The 20,766-nt window shown below is 59.8% G+C and carries 23 protein-coding genes; 14 read left to right on the top strand and 9 right to left on the bottom strand.

What is annotated here, in order from left to right; genetic code table 11:
* Window positions 1–91: 91 nt before the first annotated feature.
* Genes waaA through coaD form a run of 3 tightly spaced genes read left to right on the top strand, consistent with a single transcriptional unit; the run spans window position 92 to window position 2,632 of the window.
* Window positions 92–1,369 carry a lipid IV(A) 3-deoxy-D-manno-octulosonic acid transferase gene (waaA, locus tag ACJ8J5_RS23250; protein ID WP_025304695.1) on the top strand — a complete coding sequence of 426 codons (1,278 nt, stop codon included), beginning with the start codon at window positions 92–94 and terminating at the stop codon, window positions 1,367–1,369.
* Window positions 1,370–2,143 carry a glycosyltransferase family 2 protein gene (locus ACJ8J5_RS23245; protein ID WP_025304696.1) on the top strand — a complete coding sequence of 258 codons (774 nt, stop codon included), beginning with the start codon at window positions 1,370–1,372 and terminating at the stop codon, window positions 2,141–2,143.
* Window positions 2,144–2,146: 3 nt separating this feature from the next.
* Window positions 2,147–2,632, top strand: a complete 486-nt coding sequence (coaD, locus tag ACJ8J5_RS23240; RefSeq protein WP_033631353.1) for a pantetheine-phosphate adenylyltransferase — start codon at window positions 2,147–2,149, stop codon at window positions 2,630–2,632.
* Between the two features lie 3 nt (window positions 2,633–2,635).
* Here the strand turns inward: coaD and mutM are convergent, their stop codons facing one another.
* The 4 genes from mutM to radC all read right to left on the bottom strand — a co-directional run bounded on the left by mutM (window position 2,636) and on the right by radC (window position 4,894).
* On the bottom strand, window positions 2,636–3,451 hold the full coding sequence (mutM, locus tag ACJ8J5_RS23235; protein WP_025304697.1) for a bifunctional DNA-formamidopyrimidine glycosylase/DNA-(apurinic or apyrimidinic site) lyase: 816 nt from the start codon (window positions 3,449–3,451) through the stop codon (window positions 2,636–2,638).
* Window positions 3,452–3,532: 81 nt separating this feature from the next.
* The gene (gene rpmG / locus ACJ8J5_RS23230) at window positions 3,533–3,700 is read right to left on the bottom strand and encodes a 50S ribosomal protein L33 (protein WP_002442576.1); all 168 of its coding nucleotides are present in this window, start codon (window positions 3,698–3,700) and stop codon (window positions 3,533–3,535) included.
* Window positions 3,701–3,711: 11 nt separating this feature from the next.
* Window positions 3,712–3,948, bottom strand: a complete 237-nt coding sequence (gene rpmB, locus ACJ8J5_RS23225; RefSeq protein ID WP_004931195.1) for a 50S ribosomal protein L28 — start codon at window positions 3,946–3,948, stop codon at window positions 3,712–3,714.
* A gap of 262 nt (window positions 3,949–4,210) precedes the next feature.
* A complete protein-coding gene (radC, locus tag ACJ8J5_RS23220; protein ID WP_025304698.1) occupies window positions 4,211–4,894 on the bottom strand; it encodes a RadC family protein in 684 nt (227 codons plus the stop codon).
* A 183-nt stretch (window positions 4,895–5,077) separates the two neighbouring features.
* Between radC and coaBC the strand changes: the two genes are divergently transcribed.
* The 3 genes from coaBC (at window position 5,078) to slmA (ending at window position 7,579) form a co-directional block, all read left to right on the top strand.
* Window positions 5,078–6,295 carry a bifunctional phosphopantothenoylcysteine decarboxylase/phosphopantothenate--cysteine ligase CoaBC gene (gene coaBC / locus ACJ8J5_RS23215; protein ID WP_038630299.1) on the top strand — a complete coding sequence of 406 codons (1,218 nt, stop codon included), beginning with the start codon at window positions 5,078–5,080 and terminating at the stop codon, window positions 6,293–6,295.
* Entirely contained in the window at window positions 6,273–6,731 is a 459-nt protein-coding gene (gene dut / locus ACJ8J5_RS23210) for a dUTP diphosphatase (RefSeq protein ID WP_016929680.1), read from the top strand. The genes coaBC and dut overlap by 23 nt, the downstream gene beginning before the upstream one ends.
* Window positions 6,732–6,982: 251 nt before the next feature.
* Complete coding sequence (gene slmA, locus ACJ8J5_RS23205; RefSeq protein WP_025304700.1) at window positions 6,983–7,579, top strand: nucleoid occlusion factor SlmA; 597 nt, start codon at window positions 6,983–6,985, stop codon at window positions 7,577–7,579.
* Window positions 7,580–7,610: 31 nt separating this feature from the next.
* Here slmA and pyrE read toward each other — a convergent pair whose 3' ends face one another.
* Window positions 7,611–8,252, bottom strand: coding sequence for an orotate phosphoribosyltransferase (pyrE, locus tag ACJ8J5_RS23200; RefSeq protein ID WP_049205345.1), 642 nt, complete (start codon window positions 8,250–8,252; stop codon window positions 7,611–7,613).
* Between the two features lie 96 nt (window positions 8,253–8,348).
* Entirely contained in the window at window positions 8,349–9,065 is a 717-nt protein-coding gene (gene rph / locus ACJ8J5_RS23195; protein ID WP_025160305.1) for a ribonuclease PH, read from the bottom strand.
* 126 nt (window positions 9,066–9,191) lie between these two features.
* On the opposite strand from rph, the gene ACJ8J5_RS23190 reads away from it, so the two are divergent.
* Complete coding sequence (locus ACJ8J5_RS23190) at window positions 9,192–10,055, top strand: YicC/YloC family endoribonuclease (RefSeq protein WP_025304701.1); 864 nt, start codon at window positions 9,192–9,194, stop codon at window positions 10,053–10,055.
* A gap of 55 nt (window positions 10,056–10,110) precedes the next feature.
* On the opposite strand, the gene ACJ8J5_RS23185 is transcribed toward ACJ8J5_RS23190, so the two are convergent.
* Window positions 10,111–10,500: a hypothetical protein gene (locus tag ACJ8J5_RS23185; RefSeq protein WP_414105097.1), complete on the bottom strand. Its 390-nt coding sequence runs from the start codon at window positions 10,498–10,500 to the stop codon at window positions 10,111–10,113.
* 361 nt (window positions 10,501–10,861) lie between these two features.
* On the opposite strand from ACJ8J5_RS23185, the gene ACJ8J5_RS23180 reads away from it, so the two are divergent.
* Window positions 10,862–12,046 (top strand): NupC/NupG family nucleoside CNT transporter, encoded by a 1,185-nt coding sequence (locus ACJ8J5_RS23180; protein WP_004931212.1) that lies wholly within the window; start codon window positions 10,862–10,864, stop codon window positions 12,044–12,046.
* 34 nt (window positions 12,047–12,080) lie between these two features.
* Here ACJ8J5_RS23180 and ACJ8J5_RS23175 read toward each other — a convergent pair whose 3' ends face one another.
* A complete protein-coding gene (locus tag ACJ8J5_RS23175; protein ID WP_049209087.1) occupies window positions 12,081–12,515 on the bottom strand; it encodes a DUF3574 domain-containing protein in 435 nt (144 codons plus the stop codon).
* Window positions 12,516–12,768: 253 nt separating this feature from the next.
* Between ACJ8J5_RS23175 and ACJ8J5_RS23170 the strand changes: the two genes are divergently transcribed.
* The 6 genes from ACJ8J5_RS23170 to recG all read left to right on the top strand — a co-directional run bounded on the left by ACJ8J5_RS23170 (window position 12,769) and on the right by recG (window position 19,460).
* Window positions 12,769–13,386 (top strand): trimeric intracellular cation channel family protein, encoded by a 618-nt coding sequence (locus ACJ8J5_RS23170; protein ID WP_025304704.1) that lies wholly within the window; start codon window positions 12,769–12,771, stop codon window positions 13,384–13,386.
* Window positions 13,387–13,597: 211 nt separating this feature from the next.
* Window positions 13,598–14,221, top strand: a complete 624-nt coding sequence (gmk, locus tag ACJ8J5_RS23165) for a guanylate kinase (RefSeq protein ID WP_060435251.1) — start codon at window positions 13,598–13,600, stop codon at window positions 14,219–14,221.
* A gap of 54 nt (window positions 14,222–14,275) precedes the next feature.
* The gene (gene rpoZ, locus ACJ8J5_RS23160; RefSeq protein WP_004931221.1) at window positions 14,276–14,551 is read left to right on the top strand and encodes a DNA-directed RNA polymerase subunit omega; all 276 of its coding nucleotides are present in this window, start codon (window positions 14,276–14,278) and stop codon (window positions 14,549–14,551) included.
* Between the two features lie 18 nt (window positions 14,552–14,569).
* Window positions 14,570–16,681: a bifunctional GTP diphosphokinase/guanosine-3',5'-bis pyrophosphate 3'-pyrophosphohydrolase gene (gene spoT, locus ACJ8J5_RS23155; RefSeq protein ID WP_015379445.1), complete on the top strand. Its 2,112-nt coding sequence runs from the start codon at window positions 14,570–14,572 to the stop codon at window positions 16,679–16,681.
* Between the two features lie 5 nt (window positions 16,682–16,686).
* Entirely contained in the window at window positions 16,687–17,382 is a 696-nt protein-coding gene (trmH, locus tag ACJ8J5_RS23150; RefSeq protein WP_033639122.1) for a tRNA (guanosine(18)-2'-O)-methyltransferase TrmH, read from the top strand.
* The gene (recG, locus tag ACJ8J5_RS23145) at window positions 17,379–19,460 is read left to right on the top strand and encodes an ATP-dependent DNA helicase RecG (RefSeq protein ID WP_197781702.1); all 2,082 of its coding nucleotides are present in this window, start codon (window positions 17,379–17,381) and stop codon (window positions 19,458–19,460) included. The genes trmH and recG overlap by 4 nt, the downstream gene beginning before the upstream one ends.
* Before the next feature lie 42 nt (window positions 19,461–19,502).
* On the opposite strand, the gene gltS is transcribed toward recG, so the two are convergent.
* Window positions 19,503–20,714: a sodium/glutamate symporter gene (gene gltS, locus ACJ8J5_RS23140; protein WP_025304708.1), complete on the bottom strand. Its 1,212-nt coding sequence runs from the start codon at window positions 20,712–20,714 to the stop codon at window positions 19,503–19,505.
* Window positions 20,715–20,766 lie beyond the last annotated feature (52 nt).

Below are 20,766 nucleotides of genomic sequence, written 5' to 3'. Positions count from 1 at the left end.
CTGAAACTGACACCCAAGGTTACCAAATTAGCGCCTTTCCCTTCCAGTTATGGTACTATTCCGAATAACCCATATAAATGAAATTGATAGAATGTTGCTGCGTTTATATCAGGTACTACTCTACCTCATCCAACCCCTGATCTGGCTCCGCTTACTGCTGCGCAGCCGCAAAGCTCCAGCCTACCGTAAACGCTGGGCGGAACGCTATGGCTTCTGCGCCGGGAAAGTCGTGCCGGGCGGCATTATGCTGCATTCCGTCTCCGTCGGCGAAACGCTGGCGGCCATCCCGCTGGTGCGGGCGCTGCGCCATCGTTACCCCGCTTTGCCGATAACTGTGACCACAATGACCCCGACAGGTTCAGAACGCGTCCAGTCCGCTTTCGGCAAAGACGTGCATCATGTCTATCTGCCCTACGATCTGCCCGGTTCCATGAACCGCTTCCTCGACCAGGTGAATCCCAAGCTGGTGATCATCATGGAAACCGAGCTATGGCCTAACCTGATCAACGCACTGCATCAGCGGCAAATCCCCCTGGTGATCGCCAATGCGCGCCTGTCGGCTCGTTCCGCCGCCGGCTACAAGAAAATTGGCGGATTCATGCGCGATATGCTGCGCCGCATTACGCTAATCGCCGCACAGAACCAGGAAGACGGCGATCGGTTTATCGAACTGGGCCTGAAACGCTCGCAGCTGGCCGTAACCGGCAGCCTGAAATTCGATATCTCCGTCACCCCGGAGCTGGCCGCCCGCGCCGTTACATTGCGCCGCCAATGGGCGCCGCGCCGCCCGGTGTGGATCGCCACCAGCACCCATGACGGTGAAGAAACCATCCTGCTTGAAGCGCACCGCAAACTGCTGGAAAAACACCCCGACCTGCTGCTGATCCTGGTGCCGCGTCACCCGGAGCGCTTCCCGACCGCCAAAGAGCTGGTGCAGAAGGCCGGCTTCAGCTACACCCTGCGCAGCAGCGGCGAAATCCCGTCCGGCAGCACCCAGGTGGTGATCGGCGATACCATGGGCGAACTGATGCTGCTGTACGGCATCGCCGATCTGGCCTTTGTCGGCGGCAGCCTGGTGGAACGCGGCGGGCACAACCCGCTGGAAGCCGCCGCGCACGCCATCCCGGTGCTGATGGGCCCACATACCTTCAACTTTAAAGACATCTGCGCCAAGCTCTCGCAGGCCGAAGGCCTGATCACCGTGACCGACGTGGATTCGCTGGTGAAGGAAGTGGAAACCCTGTTGACCGACGAAGATTACCGTCGCTACTACGGCCGCCATGCGGTGGAAGTGCTGTATCAGAATCAGGGAGCGTTGCAGCGCCTGCTGCAGCTGCTTGAACCGCATCTGCCGCCCCGGAGCCACTGAATGAGCAGCCGCAAAAGCCTGTCGGTGGTGATGATCGCCAAAAACGAAGCCGGGCTGTTGCCGGACTGCCTGCGCTCTGTCGCCTGGGCCGATGAAATCATCGTGCTGGACTCCGGCAGCGAGGACGACAGCGTCGCCGTCGCCGAAAGTCTGGGCGCCAAAGTCTTCACGCACACCGACTGGCAAGGATTCGGCAAGCAGCGTCAGCTGGCGCAAAGCTACGCCAGTCATGACTACGTTTTGATGATCGACGCCGACGAACGCGTCACCCCCGAGCTGCGGCAATCCATCGAGCGGGTGTTGAACGCACCGGACGACGGCGCCGTCTACAGCTGTGCGCGGCGCAACCTGTTCCTTGGCCGTTTCATGCGCCACAGCGGCTGGTATCCCGACCGCGTCAACCGCCTGTACGCCAACCAACGCTATCGCTATAACGACGATCTGGTGCACGAATCGCTGAACATCGGCGACGCCAAAGTGATCCCCCTCAGCGGCGATATGCTGCACCTGACCTGCCGCGACTTCTTCGCCTTCCAGCGCAAACAGCTGCGCTATGCCGAAGAGTGGGCCACGCAACGCCACCGGGCCGGCAAGCGTTGCGGCTATCTGTCCATCCTGACCCACACGCTCGGTGCCTTCGTCAAAACCTGGCTGCTGCGGGCCGGTTTCCTTGACGGTAAACAGGGGTTGCTGTTAGCGGTGGTCAACGCGCAATATACCTTCAATAAATATGCCGCATTATGGGCATTGGGCCGCAACTACTCAGAGAAGTGAATCATGACCAGCAAAGCCATCTATCCCGGGACCTTCGATCCCATGACCAACGGCCACCTGGATTTAGTGACGCGCGCGTCGCTGATGTTCGATCACGTGATTCTGGCCATCGCCGCCAGCCCGAGCAAAAAGCCGCTGTTCAGCCTGGATGAGCGCGTGGCGCTGGCGACGCAGGTCACCTCGCATCTGGGCAATGTGGAAGTGCTGGGTTTCAGCGAGCTGATGGCGCACTTTGCCGCTCACCAGAATGCCAATATCCTGGTGCGCGGCCTGCGGGCGGTGTCTGACTTTGAGTACGAATTGCAGCTGGCGAACATGAACCGCCATTTGATGCCGACGCTGGAAAGCGTGTTCCTGATGCCTTCCGAAGAGTGGTCGTTCATCTCCTCTTCACTGGTGAAAGAGGTCGCGCGTCACGGCGGCGATATCGCGCCTTTCCTGCCTGACGTGGTTACGCAGGCGCTGATGGCGAAGCTCGCCGCCGAGTGATGCTCAGCGCTGGCAGCGCCGGCAAAAGAAGGTGCTGCGCTGCCCGTGCTTGGCGGATTCGATCGGCGTGCCGCACGCGCGGCAAGGTTCTCCCGCCCGCCCGTAAACCTGCAACTCCTGCGCGAAATACCCCGGTTTGCCGTCCGACTGCAAAAAGTCGCGCAATGTCGTACCGCCCTGCTCGATGGAGCGCTGCAACACCGCCTTGATGGTCTTCACCAGCCGTTCCGCTTCGGCTTTGCTCAACGATCCCGCCGGACGATCGGGCAGGATCCCGGCGCTGAACAGCGATTCACTGGCGTAAATGTTACCGACGCCGACCACCAGCTTGTTATCCATCAGCCACGGTTTGATCAGCGTGCGCTTATTGCGTGATTTTTCATACAGGTAGTCGCCGTTGAACGCTTCACTCAGCGGTTCCGGCCCCAGATGCGCCAACACGCTGCTGGTCGCCAGGTCTTCGCACCACAGCCAGGCGCCGAAACGGCGCGGATCGGTATAGCGCAGGATCATGCCGTTGCTGATCACCAAATCGACGTGGTCGTGTTTGCCCGCTTCATCTTCGTTCTCCTCGCGCAGCATGCGCAGGCTGCCCGACATGCCCAGGTGCACGATAATCCAACCGTTCTCCAGCTCGATCAGCAGGTATTTGGCTCGGCGCTGCACGCTGAGCACCGGCCTATCGCTCAGCGTCAGGATCTGCTCGGAAACCGGCCAGCGCAGGCGCGCGTTGCGCACCACCGCATACTGAATGCTGTGGCCGACAAGATAAGGCTCTATACCGCGTCTGCTCGTCTCAACTTCCGGTAATTCAGGCATCTGGCTTCCCCTCCGACGTTTTCTACCCTTTATAAAACAAAAAACCCGGCCAAGGCCGGGTTTTTCATTAATCCACTAAAATTATTTAATTTTAGCTTCTTTGTATACTACGTGCTGACGGACAACTGGATCGAATTTCTTCAGTTCCAATTTTTCCGGCTTAGTACGCTTGTTCTTCGTGGTGGTATAGAAGTGACCAGTACCAGCAGAAGAAACCAGCTTGATCTTCTCGCGAACACCTTTAGCCATGATTCAGTTCCTTAATACTTCTCACCACGGGCACGCAGATCGGCCAGAACCGTCTCAATACCCTTCTTATCGATAACACGCATACCTTTAGCAGATACACGCAGAGTTACAAAGCGCTTCTCAGCCTCAACCCAAAAACGGTGTGAGTGCAGGTTAGGCAGAAAACGGCGTTTGGTCGCGTTCATTGCGTGGGAACGGTTGTTACCGCTCACCGGGCGCTTGCCAGTAACTTGGCAGACTCGGGACATGTCTATTCTCCAAAAATCAAATCAGCTCGAGCTTCGTATAGGGTATGGCCGCCTCGTCAGGCTTTTAGAGCCCATCTCAGCAAACTTCATACTGAGGAGACTCTCGTCATCAGGTAGAAACCACACATCAGGCCAGAAACCTGCTGAGATAGGCTCTTGCGCCAAACCCAAGATTCTCAAAGGTGGCGTAGTATACGCTCTGAAGCGTAAGTGCTCAAGTCCCGAACAGCTAAAGATCCCACAAGGATCGCGAAAAAATCGCTTAAAGCCATCCGCGCTCGGCAAAAGAGACGCATTCACCCCGACCGATCACCAAATGATCGAGCACTCGGATCTCCAATAACTGACAGGCTTTCACCACCTGTTCCGTTATCAAACGGTCGGCATGACTGGGTTCAGCCTTACCCGAGGGGTGATTATGCGCGAGAATCAGCGCGGCGGCATTAGCCTTCAACGCTTCACGCACAATTTCTCTCGGGTAGACGACGACGCTGCTGATGGTACCAGCAAACATCTCCTGATGGCGAATAACCCGGTGCTGATTGTCTAAAAACAATACCAAAAAGACCTCTCGCTCGCGATGGGCCAGCAGGCTTTGCAGATAATGCTGGGTGACGCGCGGATTGAGCATGGCGTTTTCCTGCGACAAATGGCTGGAAAAGAAGCGCAGCGCCAGCTCGGCAATCGCCTGCAGCTGCGTATAGCTGGCATCCCCCAGGCCTTTTTGGCTACAAAAAGCCTGATGATCGGCCGACATCAGGTGATAAAGCGAGCCGAACCGGCGCAGCAGTTGCTCCGCCAGCTGCATCACGTGCACGCCGGGCAATCCGGTGCGCAAGAAAATGGCCAACAGCTCTGCGTCGGACAGCGCCGCCGCCCCCTGCATCAACAGCTTTTCACGCGGCGCCAGCGCGCCCGGCCAGCACGCCACAATCGGGTTGCTCATCGTGTTCCTCCCTGAAAGGGCTACAGCATGCCATGTGCTGCCCGGCGCGTTCGACAGGTGTTTGATAACATTGCGAAGTGTTTCGCAAAGCACAATGTAACGCCCTGCAGCCATTGCGGAATCACTCACCTGAACGGCGGATATGCTAAAATGGCGCATCTTTCGGCTTTCAATCGGACAATGATGATGACGGGACTTTCCGGCAAACATATTGTGCTTGGCATCAGCGGCGGCATCGCCGCCTACAAATGCCCAGAGCTGGTGCGCCGCCTGCGCGACAGGGGTGCAGAAGTGCGCGTGGTGATGACCCACGCCGCCAAGGCGTTCATTACGCCACTGACGCTGCAGGCCGTTTCCGGCTACCCGGTGTCCGACGATCTGTTGGATCCCGCCGCCGAAGCCGCCATGGGCCACATCGAACTGGGCAAGTGGGCGGATCTGGTGATTCTGGCGCCGGCGACCGCCGATCTGCTGGCGCGCGTCGCCGCCGGCATGGCCAACGATCTGCTGACTACCGTCTGCCTGGCGACCGACGCCCCTATCGCCGCCGCCCCCGCCATGAACCAGCAGATGTATCGCGCCGCCGCCACGCAGGCCAACCTGCAAACGCTGCAGACGCGCGGCATGCTGCTCTGGGGGCCGGACAGCGGCAGCCAGGCCTGCGGCGACGTCGGCCCGGGCCGCATGCTGGATCCGCTGGACATCGTCGACCTGGCGAACGCGCATTTCTCCGCCCCGCAGGATCTGCAACATTTGCAGGTTATGATCACCGCCGGCCCAACGCGTGAAGCGCTGGATCCGGTACGTTTCATCAGCAATCACAGCTCCGGCAAAATGGGCTTCGCCATCGCCCGCGCCGCCGCCGCCCGCGGCGCGCAGGTGACGCTGATCGCCGGGCCGGTCAGCCTGCCGACGCCGCCATCGGTCACCCGAGTGGACGTCACCAGCGCGCTGGAGATGGAGCAGGCGGTGCAACAGCGCGCGGCGCAGCAGCAGATTTTCATCTCCTGCGCCGCCGTGGCCGACTACCGCCCCGAGCAGATCGCCGATGAAAAAATAAAAAAACAGGGTGATGAAATCGTCCTCAAGATGGTAAAAAACCCCGATATCGTCGCCGGCGTGGCCGCGATGACCAAAAATCGACCGTTTGTCGTGGGGTTTGCCGCCGAAACCCAGAATGTGGAAGAATACGCGCGGCAAAAACTGGCGCGTAAGAAGCTGGATTTGATTTGCGCTAACGATGTATCGCTTGCAGAGCACGGGTTCAACAGCGACACCAATGCCCTGCACCTTTTTTGGCAGGATGGAGAAAAGCGCCTGGCGCTGAGCGACAAGGCACTCCTTGGCCAACGTTTAATAGACGAGATAGTCAGCCGTTATGATGAAAAAAATCGACGTTAAGATCCTCGACCCGCGTATCGGTCAGGATTTCCCGCTACCGACCTACGCCACGCCGGGCTCCGCCGGTCTCGACCTGCGCGCCTGCCTGGACAGCGCGGTAGAGCTGGCGCCGGGTGAAACCACGCTGCTGCCCACCGGCCTCGCGATCCACATCGCCGACGCCGGCCTGGCGGCAGTGATCCTGCCGCGCTCCGGCCTGGGCCATAAGCACGGCGTCGTGCTGGGTAACCTGGTCGGCCTGATCGACTCCGATTACCAGGGCCAGCTGATGGTGTCCGTTTGGAACCGCGGCCAGAAGCACTTCACCATCGAGCCGGGCGAACGCATCGCGCAGATGGTCTTCGTGCCGGTGGTGCAGGCCGAATTCAACCTGGTGGAAGAGTTCGACAGTAGCGAGCGCGGCGAAGGCGGCTTCGGCCACTCGGGGCGCCACTAAGCGCCACCCAATGCACGATGGCCGGCAGGGAAACGTCGCCTGAACCTTGCCTTTCCGGGGAGAAGGATGTCTCTGCGGCAAGGTTTTACCGCGACAATTGCAGCGCACACCAGGCAGCGCGGAAAAAGGCCGTTAAGGCCGCTGACCCCAGCATCGTAAAAAAGCTATCACATAAGCCGCACAGAGCCTGCTCTGCAGCGGCCGGTGCCCGGGTTTCCGTCAGTTAAGTTTTAGCAAGGGTCTAATCAGACATGGCAGAAAAAGAAAATACGAAAAGGAATCGGCGCGAGGAAATATTGCAGGCGTTAGCCCAGATGCTGGAATCCAGCGACGGCAGCCAGCGCATTACCACCGCCAAGCTCGCCGCGAACGTGGGTGTTTCTGAAGCTGCGCTGTACCGGCATTTCCCCAGCAAGACACGGATGTTCGACAGTCTGATCGAGTTTATCGAAGACAGCCTGATCACCCGCATCAACCTGATCTTGCAGGACGAGAAAGAGACGTTTAATCGTCTGCGCCTGATTTTACTGCTGATTCTGGGCTTTGCGGAACGCAACCCGGGGCTGACGCGCATCATGACCGGCCACGCGCTGATGTTTGAACAGGATCGCCTGCAGGGCCGCATCAACCAGCTGTTCGAACGCATCGAGGCGCAGCTGCGTCAGGTGCTGAAAGAGCGCAAATTGCGCGAAGGCAAAGGCTTCATCGTCGATGAAACGCTGTTGGCCAGCCAACTGCTGGCCTTCTGCGAAGGCATGTTGTCGCGCTATGTGCGTTCGGAATTCCGCTATCGTCCAACGCAGGAATTCGACGCCCGCTGGCCGCTATTGGCGGCACAGCTGCAATAACGAAAACGCCGGGCATGCCCGGCGTTTTTATTTATACCCCGAACTGCTCGCGGTAAGCGCGCACCGCCGCCAGGTGGTCCGCCATTTCCGGTTTCTCTTCCAGATAAGCGATCAGGTCCTTCAGCGTCACGATCGAAATCACCTTGCAGTGATAGTCGCGTTCCACTTCCTGAATGGCGGAGATATCCGCGCGGCCGCGTTCCTGACGGTCGAGGGAGATCAGCACCCCCGCCAGCGAAGCGCCGCTGGCGCCGATGATTTCCATCGACTCGCGGATCGCGGTGCCGGCGGTGATCACATCATCCACCAGCATCACACGCCCCTGCAGCGGGCTGCCGACCAGCGAACCACCCTCGCCGTGGGTCTTGGCTTCCTTGCGGTTAAAGCAGTAAGGCACGTCGCGCTCATGGTGTTCCGCCAGCGCAACCGCCGTGGTGGTGGCGATAGGAATGCCTTTATAGGCCGGGCCAAACAGCAGATCGAAATCGATGCCGGAGTCCATCAGGGCTTCGGCGTAGAAGCGCCCCAACAGCGCAAGATCGCGCCCGGTATTAAACAGGCCGGCGTTGAAGAAATACGGGCTGGTGCGGCCGGATTTCAGGGTGAACTCGCCGAATTTCAATACCTGCTTGTTAAGCGCGAACTCGATAAACTGGCGCTGATAGGCTTTCATTACTGCTTCTCCTCGTCTGAATCTGCTTGGGTCTTGTCATTACTGCCGCCCGATCGTCGGGCATAAAAAAGGCGACTTCTCAGTCGCCTTAAAAAATCAGTCCGCCAGCGCCGCTTTCTGCGCCTGGAAGATGGTTTCGATGCCCCCTCGGGCCAGCGCCAATAGCGCCAACAGCTCATCGTGGCTGAACGGCTCGCCTTCGGCGGTGCCCTGCACTTCAATCATGCGGCCGTCTTCCATCATCACCACGTTCATGTCGGTTTCCGCCGCGGAATCTTCCACATACTCCAGATCGCACAGCGCTTCGCCGTTGACGATGCCGACGGAAACCGCCGCTACCATGCCCTTCATCGGGTTGGCTTTCAGCTTGCCGTTGGCCACCAGGGTGTTCAGCGCATCGGCCAGCGCCACGCAGGCGCCGGAGATGGAGGCGGTGCGGGTACCGCCGTCGGCCTGCAGTACGTCGCAGTCGAGGGTGATGGTGAATTCACCGAGCTTTTTCAGATCCACCGCGGCGCGCAGCGAGCGCGCGATCAGGCGCTGGATCTCCAGCGTGCGGCCACCTTGTTTGCCTTTGGCGGCTTCACGTGCGTTGCGGCTGTGGGTGGAGCGCGGCAGCATGCCGTACTCGGCGGTGATCCAACCTTGCCCCTGGCCTTTCAGGAAGCGCGGAACGCCCTCTTCTACCGTGGCGGTGCACAAGACTTTGGTATCGCCAAACTCAACCAGCACTGAACCTTCAGCGTGTTTGGTATAGTGACGGGTCAGTGTCAGGGGGCGAACTTGCTGTGGTGCTCTGCCTGCAGGACGCATGGGCTCTCTCCGGCTTCAAATCAACTATTGGCTGCGCATTATACGGGCTTCGTGACGTAATGCCTATCCTGCCCGCAGTCGCGACGCTATAATCGCCCCATCTTTTCCTATTACGGGTACGCATCAATGATCCGCAGCATGACCGCCTACGCCCGGCGTGAAATCAAGGGTGAATGGGGCAGCGCAGCCTGGGAGCTGCGTTCCGTTAACCAGCGCTACTTAGAAACCTACATCCGTCTGCCGGAGCAATTCCGCAGCCTGGAGCCGGTGATCCGTGAACGTATCCGTGGCCGCCTGACCCGCGGCAAAGTCGAATGCAACCTGCGTTTCGAACTGGATCCAAGCGCGCAAAGCTCGCTGATCCTGAACGAAAAACTGGCCAAACAGCTGGTCGAAGCCGCCAACTGGGTGAAAATGCAGAGCGACGAAGGGGAAATCAACCCGATCGACGTGCTGCGCTGGCCAGGCGTGATGTCCGCGCAGGAGCAGGATCTGGACGCCATCAGCGTCGAGCTGATGCAGGCGCTGGACGGCGCGCTGGATGACTTTATCGTCGCACGCGAGAGCGAAGGCGCCGCGCTGAAGACGCTGATCGAACAACGCCTCGACGGCGTCAGCGCCGAAGTGGTCAAAGTGCGCGCCCAGATGCCGAACATCCTGCAATGGCAGCGCGAGCGCCTGGTCAGCAAGCTGGAAGAGGCGCAGGTACAGCTGGAAAACACCCGCCTGGAGCAAGAGCTGGTGCTGATGGCGCAGCGTATCGACGTCGCCGAAGAGCTGGACCGTCTGGAAGCGCACGTGAAAGAGACGCACAACATCCTGAAAAAGAAAGAAGCCGTCGGCCGCCGCCTCGACTTTATGATGCAGGAGTTCAACCGCGAATCGAACACCCTGGCCTCCAAGTCGATCAATGCCGACGTCACTGCTTCGGCCATCGAGCTGAAAGTGCTGATCGAGCAAATGCGCGAGCAGATCCAGAATATCGAGTGATCCTGCCCCTAATGTCATCAAGCCCGCGCCACGCGGGCTTTTTTATGGCTGCAAATCAGCGATAGGCGGCCACCTGCTCCTCACCGATCAACCCCATTTTCTGCAGCTGCACCGCAATGCTCCAGGTTGAGCGCTCGAACTCATCGCTCAGCGCTTCCAGCGTCGCCCCGGCCGCATGGCTCTCGCGCAGCCGCAGTTTTTCCTCTTTCGGCCAGGGGAAGTAGGCATTGGCAGGTCGGCCCTCGACCAGATTCTTCTGCCGTTTCTCCTCCGGCGTCAACCGGGCTTTTTTCTGCAGTTCGGCCTCACCTCCAAACTCGTTGGCTAACGCGAACAGCAGCCGGATAGCCTCCGGTGCGCAGGCCGCTGAAGCCGGTTTCAACAGCTCGCCGGTGTCGGGATTAACGCCGTTGGCCAGCGCCCTGAGCAAAGTGCCAATATTCATCGTTCGCCTCCTTGTCCGAGAAAATGCGCGCCGGTCACGGCGCCTGTTCCAAACATGTTTCTCTTCCTCAGCCAAGAAAACCACGCTTTACGTCGGGAAAAATCGCCGATTGCGAACCAAATTCCAGGCGTTTGCACATAAGTAACGGTGATTGCATCAAGTTGCGAGCCGGCAGGCCTCTGGGGAGACGGCTCACCGGGGGCTTATGAAAAACTGCCGAGCAGCGCGTGCGGATGACAATCGGCAAGATATCCCGCATGCCATAAGTATTTTGTTCTAATTATCACGCAAGGTAATGAAAGGATGGCGATGCTGTGGCTAAATGTGTTTTTTTCCTGCCCGTGAACCGTACGGACCGTTTATGCCACAAATTCTGCAATTTATTATGGCCCTGGTGGTGATCATCGCCCTGGCGCTGCTGGTCAGCAATAATCGCAAGAAAATCCGCCTGCGCTATATCATCCAGCTGTTGGTGATCGAAGGCGCGCTAGCCTATTTCTTCCTGCACTCCGCCAGCGGGCTCAGCGTGATCAAACACGTCGCCGGCTTCTTCGACACCCTGCTCGCCTACGCTGCCCAAGGATCGGAGTTCGTGTTCGGCGGCATGAGCAAGGATGGTCTGGCGTTCATCTTCCTCGGCGTTTTGTGCCCTATCATCTTTATTTCCGCCCTGATCGGCATTTTGCAGCATTTCCGCATCCTGCCGCTGATCATCCGCCTGGTCGGCACCCTGCTGTCCAAGGTCAACGGCATGGGCAAGCTGGAATCGTTCAACGCCGTCAGCACGCTGGTGCTGGGGCAGTCGGAGAACTTTATCGCCTATAAAGGCATCATCGGCGATATCTCGCCGCGCCGCATGTACACCATGGCCGCGACCGCCATGTCGACGGTTTCGCTCTCCATCGTCGGCGCCTACATGTCGATGATCGACGCGCAGTACGTGGTGGCGGCGTTGATCCTTAATATGTTCAGCACCTTCATCATCCTGTCGATCATCAATCCATATCAGGTTGAAGACGAGCCGGAGCTGAAGCTGAACAAACTGCATGAAGATCAGAGCTTCTTCGAAATGTTGGGCGAGTACATTCTGGCCGGCTTCAAGATTGCGATGATCATCGCGGCGATGCTGATCGGCTTTATCGCGCTGATCTCCGCCGTCAATGCGCTGTTCTCTGCGGTGCTCGGCATCAGCTTCCAGCAGATCCTCGGCTACGTGTTCTATCCGCTGGCCTGGCTGATCGGCATCCCGGCGGAAGAGGCCCTGAAGGCGGGCAGCATCATGGCGACCAAACTGGTAGCCAACGAATTCGTGGCGATGATTGAACTGAAGAAGATCGCGGCGGAGCTGTCGCCGCGCGGGCTGGGCATTCTGTCGGTGTTCCTGGTGTCGTTCGCCAACTTCGCCTCCATCGGCATCGTCGCCGGCGCCATCAAAGGGCTGAACGAGCAGCAAGGCAACGTGGTTTCCCGTTTTGGCCTGAAGCTGGTTTACGGCTCGACGCTGGTGAGCCTGTTGTCGGCGGCCATCGCCGGCCTGGTGCTGTAATCCCCACTCCCGGCCGCATGGCCGGGAGTTCGTTTTAAAACGCCACGCACACCGGCGCATCCACCCGCATTACCGAATCCTGCGCGAACTGCTGCTTATAGCCGCTGCGCAGCGCCTCGATATTCGCCTCGCTCTCTTTGCCCTGCGCATGAATCAGCAGCAGCGCCTTGCTGTTCTCGCGCGCCAGCTTGCCGTCGTGACCCAGCCACTGTCCTTTGGCATCAAAGACCGTCAGCCCGTCTTTAAAACGCGGCGTCACCTGGCTATCAACGAAGGTTTGCCACTCGGCGGCAGTGATCGCCGGCCCCGCAGGGCGGTTCAGGCCGAAGTAGAGCGTTGTTTGCATCATCGGATCGCCGGTACGGCAAGCCGGGATGGGTGACACAGCCTGGTGGCCTGGCGCCACGCAGCCGCTCAGCAACAGGGCGGCCACCACGGCGCCGGCGGCCAGTTTCGGGGGGTTTTTCATCTGCAGTCTCGGTTTCTCGGTTGAAGGATTAGCTGCAAAAAGCATAGTCAGCGATGGAAACCAGCGCGAAATTTCTAATGCTTTTATTAACAGCAAGATGTTAAAAAAGGCTGGTTATCGGCAATAAAAACGGAGTTTGGATTAGCTAAATTAATCCGAAACGCCATCAGTGAAAAAAACTCAGTGGCGCGCGTCCTCGGCGGCGATTACCCTGCCGGCCATCATTCTGAGGCAAGTACGCTGTGAACCCCTTATGTTACTGAGCATCCTTTATATCATCGGCATCACCGCCGAAGCCATGACCGGCGCGCTGGCCGCCGGCCGCCGTCAAATGGACATGTTCGGCGTGATCATCATCGCCTCTGTCACCGCAATCGGCGGCGGGTCGGTGCGCGATATGTTGCTCGGGCATTTTCCGTTGGGCTGGGTCAAACACCCGGAATACATCGTCATCGTCGCGATAGCGGCGATCGTCACCACCTGGGTGGCTCCTCTGATGCGCCATCTGCGCCGCCTGTTCCTGGTGCTCGACGCCGTCGGCCTGATCGTCTTCTCCATCATCGGCGCACAGGTGGCGCTGGATATGGGGCACAGCGCCATTATCGCCGCCATCGCCGCGGTGATCACCGGCGTCTTCGGCGGGGTGCTGCGCGACATGTTCTGCAACCGCATCCCGCTGGTTTTCCAGAAAGAGATCTATGCCGGCATCTCCTTCAGCGCCGCCTGGCTGTATATCGGCCTGCAGCACCTCAGCCTGCCGCATAATCTGGTGGTGATCCTCACGTTGGTCGCCGGCCTGAGCGCGCGTCTGATCGCCCTGCGCTTCCGCCTCGGCCTGCCGGTGTTCAACTACCAGCATCCGGATCACTGATCTCGGGGCGGCAACGCGCCGCCGCCGAGGCCAAAACTGCAGAAATGTTGCCCTTCGACGCGCAAATTCGCTCATTCGCCGCTTTTTCCGCGCAAAGCGGCGGGCAAAATGCGAGCTAACGCTGCACCCGGCGCGTTAGCCGTGTATACTGTGCGGAGAAAATACACATCCGCTGTTATTGGCATATCAACCGTTATCAACGAACATCATCATGGCTCAAGGCACGCTTTATATTGTCTCTGCTCCCAGTGGCGCAGGTAAATCAAGTCTGATTCAGGCTTTGTTAAAGACGCAACCGCTGTACGACACGCAGGTTTCGGTTTCGCACACCACGCGCGACAGTCGCCCGGGTGAAAATCACGGCGAGCATTATTTCTTCGTCTCGAAAGACGAATTCCGCCGGATGATCGAGCAGGACGCGTTTCTTGAGCACGCCGAAGTGTTCGGCAACTATTACGGCACCTCGCGCGCCGCCATCGAACAAGTGTTGGCGACCGGCGTTGACGTGTTTCTGGATATCGACTGGCAGGGTGCGCAGCAAATCCGCGCCAAAATGCCGCAGGCGCGCAGCATCTTCATTCTGCCGCCGTCGAAGGAAGAACTGGGCCGCCGCCTGCGCGGGCGCGGTCAGGATTCCGACGAGGTGATCGCCAAGCGCATGGCTCAGGCCGTGGCGGAAATGACGCATTACGCGGAGTACGATTACCTGATCGTGAACGATGATTTCGATCTGGCGCTGTCCGATCTGAAGACCATCATTCGCGCCGAACGCCTGCGTTTGGGCCGCCAGTTGCTGCGGCATGACGCTTTAATCAGCAAACTATTGGCAGACTGAAGGCAGTTTCAGTATCATGCCCAGTCTTTTCGTCACCTGTGGAGTAGCACAAATATGGCACGCGTAACTGTTCAAGACGCTGTAGAGAAAATTGGTAACCGTTTTGACCTGGTGTTGGTCGCTGCTCGTCGGGCGCGTCAGATCCAGACCGGCGGCAAAGATGCACTGGTTCCGGAAGAGAACGACAAGTACACCGTTATTGCCCTGCGCGAAATCGAAGAAGGCCTGATCACCAGCCAGATCCTCGACGTGCGTGAGCGCCAGGAACAGCAAGAGCAGGAAGCCGCAGAGATTCAAGCGGTTACCGCGATTGCTGAAGGTCGTCGTTAATTAGACTGCGAGTCCGCCTTGTACCTGTTTGAAAGCCTGAATCTGCTGATTCAACGTTACCTGCCCGAGGAGCAGATTAAGCGCCTCAAACAGGCATACCTCGTCGCGCGCGACGCGCACGAGGGCCAGACACGCTCCAGCGGTGAGCCTTACATTACTCACCCGGTCGCCGTGGCCTGCATCCTGGCGGAAATGCGTCTCGATCACGAGACGCTGATGGCGGCATTGCTGCACGACGTCATCGAAGACACCCCAGCCACCTATCAAGATATGGAACAGCTGTTCGGCAAGAGCGTCGCCGAACTGGTTGAGGGCGTCTCCAAGCTCGACAAGCTGAAGTTCCAGGACAAGAAAGAAGCGCAGGCGGAAAACTTCCGCAAGATGATCATGGCGATGGTGCAGGATATCCGCGTCGTGCTGATCAAGCTGGCCGACCGTACGCACAACATGCGCACCCTCGGTTCGCTGCGCCCCGACAAACGCCGGCGCATCGCGCGTGAAACCCTGGAAATCTACAGCCCCCTCGCCCACCGTCTGGGTATTCATCACCTGAAAACCGAGCTGGAAGAGCTGGGCTTCGAGGCGCTGTACCCAAACCGTTATCGCGTGATCAAGGAAGTGGTGAAAGCCGCGCGCGGCAACCGCAAAGAGATGATTCAAAAAATCCTCTCCGAGATCGAAGGGCGGCTGACCGAGGCCGGCATCGCCTGCCGCGTCAGCGGAAGGGAAAAACACCTCTACTCCATCTACCTCAAGATGCACCTGAAAGAACAGCGTTTCCATTCCATCATGGATATCTACGCGTTCCGGGTGATCGTGAAAGAGGTCGATACCTGCTACCGCGTACTCGGCCAGGTGCACAGCCTGTACAAACCGCGCCCGGGGCGGGTGAAAGATTACATCGCCATTCCCAAGGCCAACGGCTATCAATCGCTGCATACCTCGCTGATCGGCCCACACGGCGTGCCGGTCGAAGTGCAGATCCGCACCGAAGACATGGATCAGATGGCTGAGATGGGGGTGGCCGCGCACTGGGCTTACAAGGAAAGAGAACAGGGCGAAACCGGTACTACGGCGCAGATCCGCGCCCAGCGCTGGATGCAAAGCCTGCTGGAGCTGCAGCAAAGCGCCGGCAGTTCGTTTGAATTTATCGAGAGCGTCAAATCCGATCTGTTCCCGGATGAGATTTACGTTTTCACCCCGGAAGGCCGCATCGTCGAGCTGCCCGCCGGCGCCACGCCGGTCGACTTCGCCTATGCGGTGCATACCGATATCGGCCATGCCTGCGTCGGCGCGCGCGTCGATCGTCAGCCATACCCGCTGTCGCAGTCGCTGACCAGCGGCCAGACCGTCGAGATCATCACCGCACCGGGCGCGCGGCCCAACGCCGCCTGGCTGAACTTCGTGGTCAGCTCGAAAGCACGTGCCAAAATTCGCCAGATGTTGAAGAACCTCAAGCGCGACGACTCCGTCGGCCTCGGCCGCCGACTGCTCAACCATGCGTTGGGCGGTAGCCGCAAGCTGGCCGAAATCCCGCAGGAAAACATTCAGCACGAGCTGGACCGCATGAAGCTGGCGACGCTGGACGATCTGCTGGCGGAAATCGGCCTCGGCAACGCCATGAGCGTGGTGGTGGCGAAGAATCTGCAGGGCGATCAGTCCAGCCTGGGCACCACCTCCGGCGTGCGTAACCTGGCCATCAAGGGCGCCGACGGCGTGTTGATCACCTTCGCCAAGTGCTGCCGTCCGATTCCGGGCGACCCGATTATCGCTCACGTCAGCCCGGGCAAAGGGCTGGTGATCCACCATGAATCTTGCCGCAATATTCGCGGCTATCAGAAAGAGCCTGAGAAGTTCATGGCGGTCGAGTGGGATAAAGAGACCGAGCAGGAGTTCATCGCCGAGATCAAGGTGGATATGTTTAACCACCAGGGCGCGCTGGCCAACCTGACGGCAGCGATCAACGCGGCCGAGTCCAATATTCAGAGCCTGAACACCGAAGAGAAAGACGGTCGGGTTTATAGCGCCTTTATCCGCTTGACCACCCGCGATCGCATCCATTTGGCAAACATTATGCGTAAAATCCGTATCATGCCGGATGTGATCAAAGTTAACCGCAACCGAAACTAGCGCTTATGAGTCCTGAACGCTATGCGCGGATTTGTGAAATGCTCGCGACCCGGCAGCCGGATTTGACGGTCTGCCTGGAGCAAGTGCACAAGCCGCATAACGTCTCCGCCATTATCCGCACCGCCGACGCCGTCGGCGTGCATCAGGTCCACGCCGTGTGGCCCACCACCCGCATGCGCACCCTGGTTTCCTCCGCCGCCGGCAGCAACAGCTGGGTCAGCGTTAAAACCCATCCCACCATCGGCGACGCGGTCGGTCACCTGAAAGCGCAGGGCATGCAAATTCTGGCCACCAACCTGTCTGCGCGCGCGGTCGATTTCCGCGAGGTGGACTACACCCGGCCAACCTGCGTGCTGCTCGGCCAGGAAAAAACCGGCATCACCGAAGAAGCGCTGGCGCTCGCCGACCAGGACATCGTCATTCCGATGATCGGCATGGTGCAATCGCTCAACGTCTCCGTGGCTTCGGCGCTGATCCTGTATGAAGCGCAGCGCCAGCGGCAGAATGCCGGCCTGTATCGCCGCGACAACAGCATGTTGGATGAAGAAGAGCAGCAGCGTCTGCTGTTCGAAGGCGGCTACCCGGTGCTGGCCAACGTGGCCAAGCGCAAAGGGCTGCCACGCCCGCAGATTGACGAGCAGGGCCAGGTGGTCGCCAGCGCCGAATGGTGGGCGGCCATGCAGGCGACGGTGCGCAAATGAAAGGCCGCCTGCTGGATGCTGTCCCACTCACCACGCTTTCCGGGGTTGGCGCCAGCCAGGCGGGCAAACTGGCCAAGCTTGGCCTCGAGACCATTCAGGATCTGCTGCTGCACCTGCCGCTGCGCTACGAAGACCGCACCCGCCTCTACCCGATCAACGATCTGCTGCCGGGCATCTACGCCACGGTAGAAGGGGAAGTGCTGCGCAGCGACATCAGCTTCGGCCGCCGTCGCATGCTGACCTGCCAGATCAGCGACGGCACCGGCATCCTCACCATGCGGTTCTTCAATTTCAACGCCGCAATGAAGAACAGCCTGGCCACCGGCCGCCGCGTGACCGCCTACGGCGAGATCAAACGCGGCAACCACGGCGCGGAGATCATTCATCCGGAATACCGTATTCAGGGCGAAGCCAGCGAGGTCGAGCTGCAGGAGTCGCTGACGCCGGTCTACCCCACCACCGAAGGGGTGCGGCAAGCCACGCTGCGCAAGCTGACCGATCAGGCGCTGGCGCTGCTGGATACCTGCGCCATCGCCGAACTGCTGCCGCCGGAGTTGAGCGGCGGCCTGATGAGCCTGCCGCAGGCGCTGCACACCCTGCACCGCCCGCCGCCGGACATTCAGCTGGCGGATCTGGAGCTGGGCAAACACCCGGCGCAAAAACGCCTGATCCTCGAAGAGCTGCTGGCGCATAACCTCAGCATGCTGGCGGTGCGCGCCGGCGCCCAGAGTTACCAGGCTCAGCCGCTGCTGCCGGACGATCGGCTGAAAAACCGTTTTCTCGCGCAGCTGCCGTTCTCGCCGACCGGCGCGCAGACGCGCGTGGTGGCCGACATCGAAGCCGACATGCAAAAAGACTTCCCGATGATGCGGCTGGTGCAGGGCGACGTCGGTTCCGGCAAAACGCTGGTGGCGGCGCTGGCGGCGCTGCGCGCCATCGCGCACGGCAAGCAGGTGGCGCTGATGGCGCCGACCGAGCTGCTGGCCGAGCAGCATGCCAACAACTTCCGCCAGTGGTTCGAACCGCTGGGGCTGGAGGTCGGCTGGCTGGCGGGCAAACAGAAAGGCAAGGCGCGCATCGCGCAGCAGGAAGCCATCGCCAGCGGCCAGGTATCGATGGTGGTCGGCACCCACGCCATCTTCCAGGAGCAGGTGCAGTTCAACGGCCTGGCATTGGTGATTATCGATGAGCAGCACCGCTTCGGGGTGCATCAGCGGCTGGCGCTGTGGGAGAAAGGCGAAGAGCAAGGCTTCCACGCCCATCAGCTGATCATGACCGCCACGCCGATCCCGCGCACGCTGGCAATGACCGCCTACGCCGATCTCGATACCTCAGTCATCGACGAGCTACCGCCGGGCCGTACGCCGGTGACCACCGTGGCCATTCCCGATACCCGCCGCGCCGACATCATTCAACGGGTGAAAAGCGCCTGTCTGGAAGAGGGGCGACAGGCTTACTGGGTGTGCACGCTGATCGAAGAGTCCGAACTGCTGGAAGCGCAGGCGGCGGAAGCCACCTGGGAAGAATTGAAAACCGCGCTGCCGGAGCTGAAGGTGGCGCTGGTGCACGGTCGCATGAAAGCGCAGGAAAAGCAGGCTGTGATGCAGGCGTTTAAACAGGGCGAGCTGCAGCTGTTGGTCGCCACGACGGTGATCGAAGTCGGTGTCGACGTGCCGAACGCCAGCCTGATGATCATCGAAAACCCGGAGCGGCTGGGCCTGGCACAGCTGCACCAGCTGCGCGGCCGCGTAGGACGCGGTGCCGTGGCCTCACACTGCGTGCTGCTGTACAAAACGCCGCTGAGCAAAACCGCACAAACGCGCCTGCAGGTGCTGCGCGACAGCAACGACGGCTTCGTTATCGCGCAGCGCGATCTGGAGATCCGCGGCCCGGGCGAGCTGCTCGGCACCCGCCAGACCGGCAGCGCCGAATTCAAGGTGGCGGATCTGCTGCGCGATCAGGCGATGATCCCCGAAGTGCAACGCGTCGCTCGCCATCTCCATCAGCACTATCCGGAACACGCCCTGGCGCTGATTGAACGCTGGCTGCCGGAGAAGGCGCGCTACTCCAACGCATAAAAAAGGGCGCCTGCGGCGCCCTTTTCGTCATGACTCGCGATATCACCCCACCGCCGGGAACACCGGCAGCAGCAAATACAGCTTAATGACGATGGCGTTGGCGATATCGATAAAGAACGCCCCCACCATCGGCACCACCAGAAACGCCAGGTGCGACGGGCCGAAGCGATCGGTGATCGCCTGCATGTTGGCGATCGCCGTCGGCGTGGCGCCCATGCCGAAGCCGCAGTGGCCGGCGGCCAGCACCGCCGCGTCGTAGTTCTTGCCCATCACCCGGTAGGTGACGAAGATCGCGTACAGCGCCATCACCAGCGTCTGCACCGCCAGGATCGCCAGCATCGGCAACGCCAGCGAAGCCAGCTCCCACAGGCGCAGGCTCATCAACGCCATCGCCAGGAACAGCGACAGGCTGACGTTACCCAGCACCGATACCGCCCGCTCGAACACGGTATAGAAACCGGTGAAGGCCAACGTATTGCTGAGGATCACCCCGACGAACAGCACGCAAACGAAGTTTGGCAGCTCAAACACCGTCCCGTTCAGCAGGCCGGCAATCAGCTGCCCCAGGCTCAGACAGATGGCGATCATGGCGATGGTTTCGATCATCACCAGCGAGGTGATCAGGCGGCCGCTTTCCGGCTTCTCGAAGCCGCTCGGCTGCACGCTGTCTTCCGGCGTGCCTTCCGGCGTAGAGGAGTGTTTGACCAGATAGCGTGCCACCGGGCCGCCGATCAGGCCGCCCAGCACCAGGCCGAAGGTGGCGCAGGCCATGGCGACTTCCGTCGCGTTTTCAAAGCCGTAGCGCTCGATGAACAGCTTGCTCCAGGCGGCCCCGGTACCGTGGCCGCCAGACAGAGTGATCGACCCGGCGATCAGGCCCATCAACGGATCCAACCCCAACATTTTCGCCATGCCAATGCCGATAGCGTTCTGCACCAGCAGCAGCCCCAGCACCACGAACAGGAATACCATCAGTGCCTTGCCGCCGGCGCGCAACCGCGCCAGGTTGGCGTTCAGGCCGATGGTGGCGAAGAAGGCCAGCATCAGCGGATCCTTCAGCGACATGTCGAAGCTGATTTCCCAGTTGGCGAACTTTTTCAGGGCTAACAACAGGAGGGCCACCAGCAAACCGCCGGCGACGGGGGCAGGAATGGTATATTTTCGCAGCAGAGGAATGCTTCTGACGCACTTGCCCCCGAGGAGCAAAACCAGCGTCGCGGCGACTAACGTGCCATAAGTATCAAGATGAAACATCCAGGTACTCCATGTAAGGGAAAAGATCCAAATAAAAATAATAAGTTATAGA

Origin of the sequence: Serratia sp. CY43202 (assembly GCF_052168755.1) — a bacterium.
GTDB classification, from domain to species: Bacteria; Pseudomonadota; Gammaproteobacteria; order Enterobacterales; family Enterobacteriaceae; genus Serratia; species Serratia bockelmannii.
Note: the sequence above shows the minus strand (reverse complement) of the source record. Positions and strands in the feature narration are given on the sequence as shown.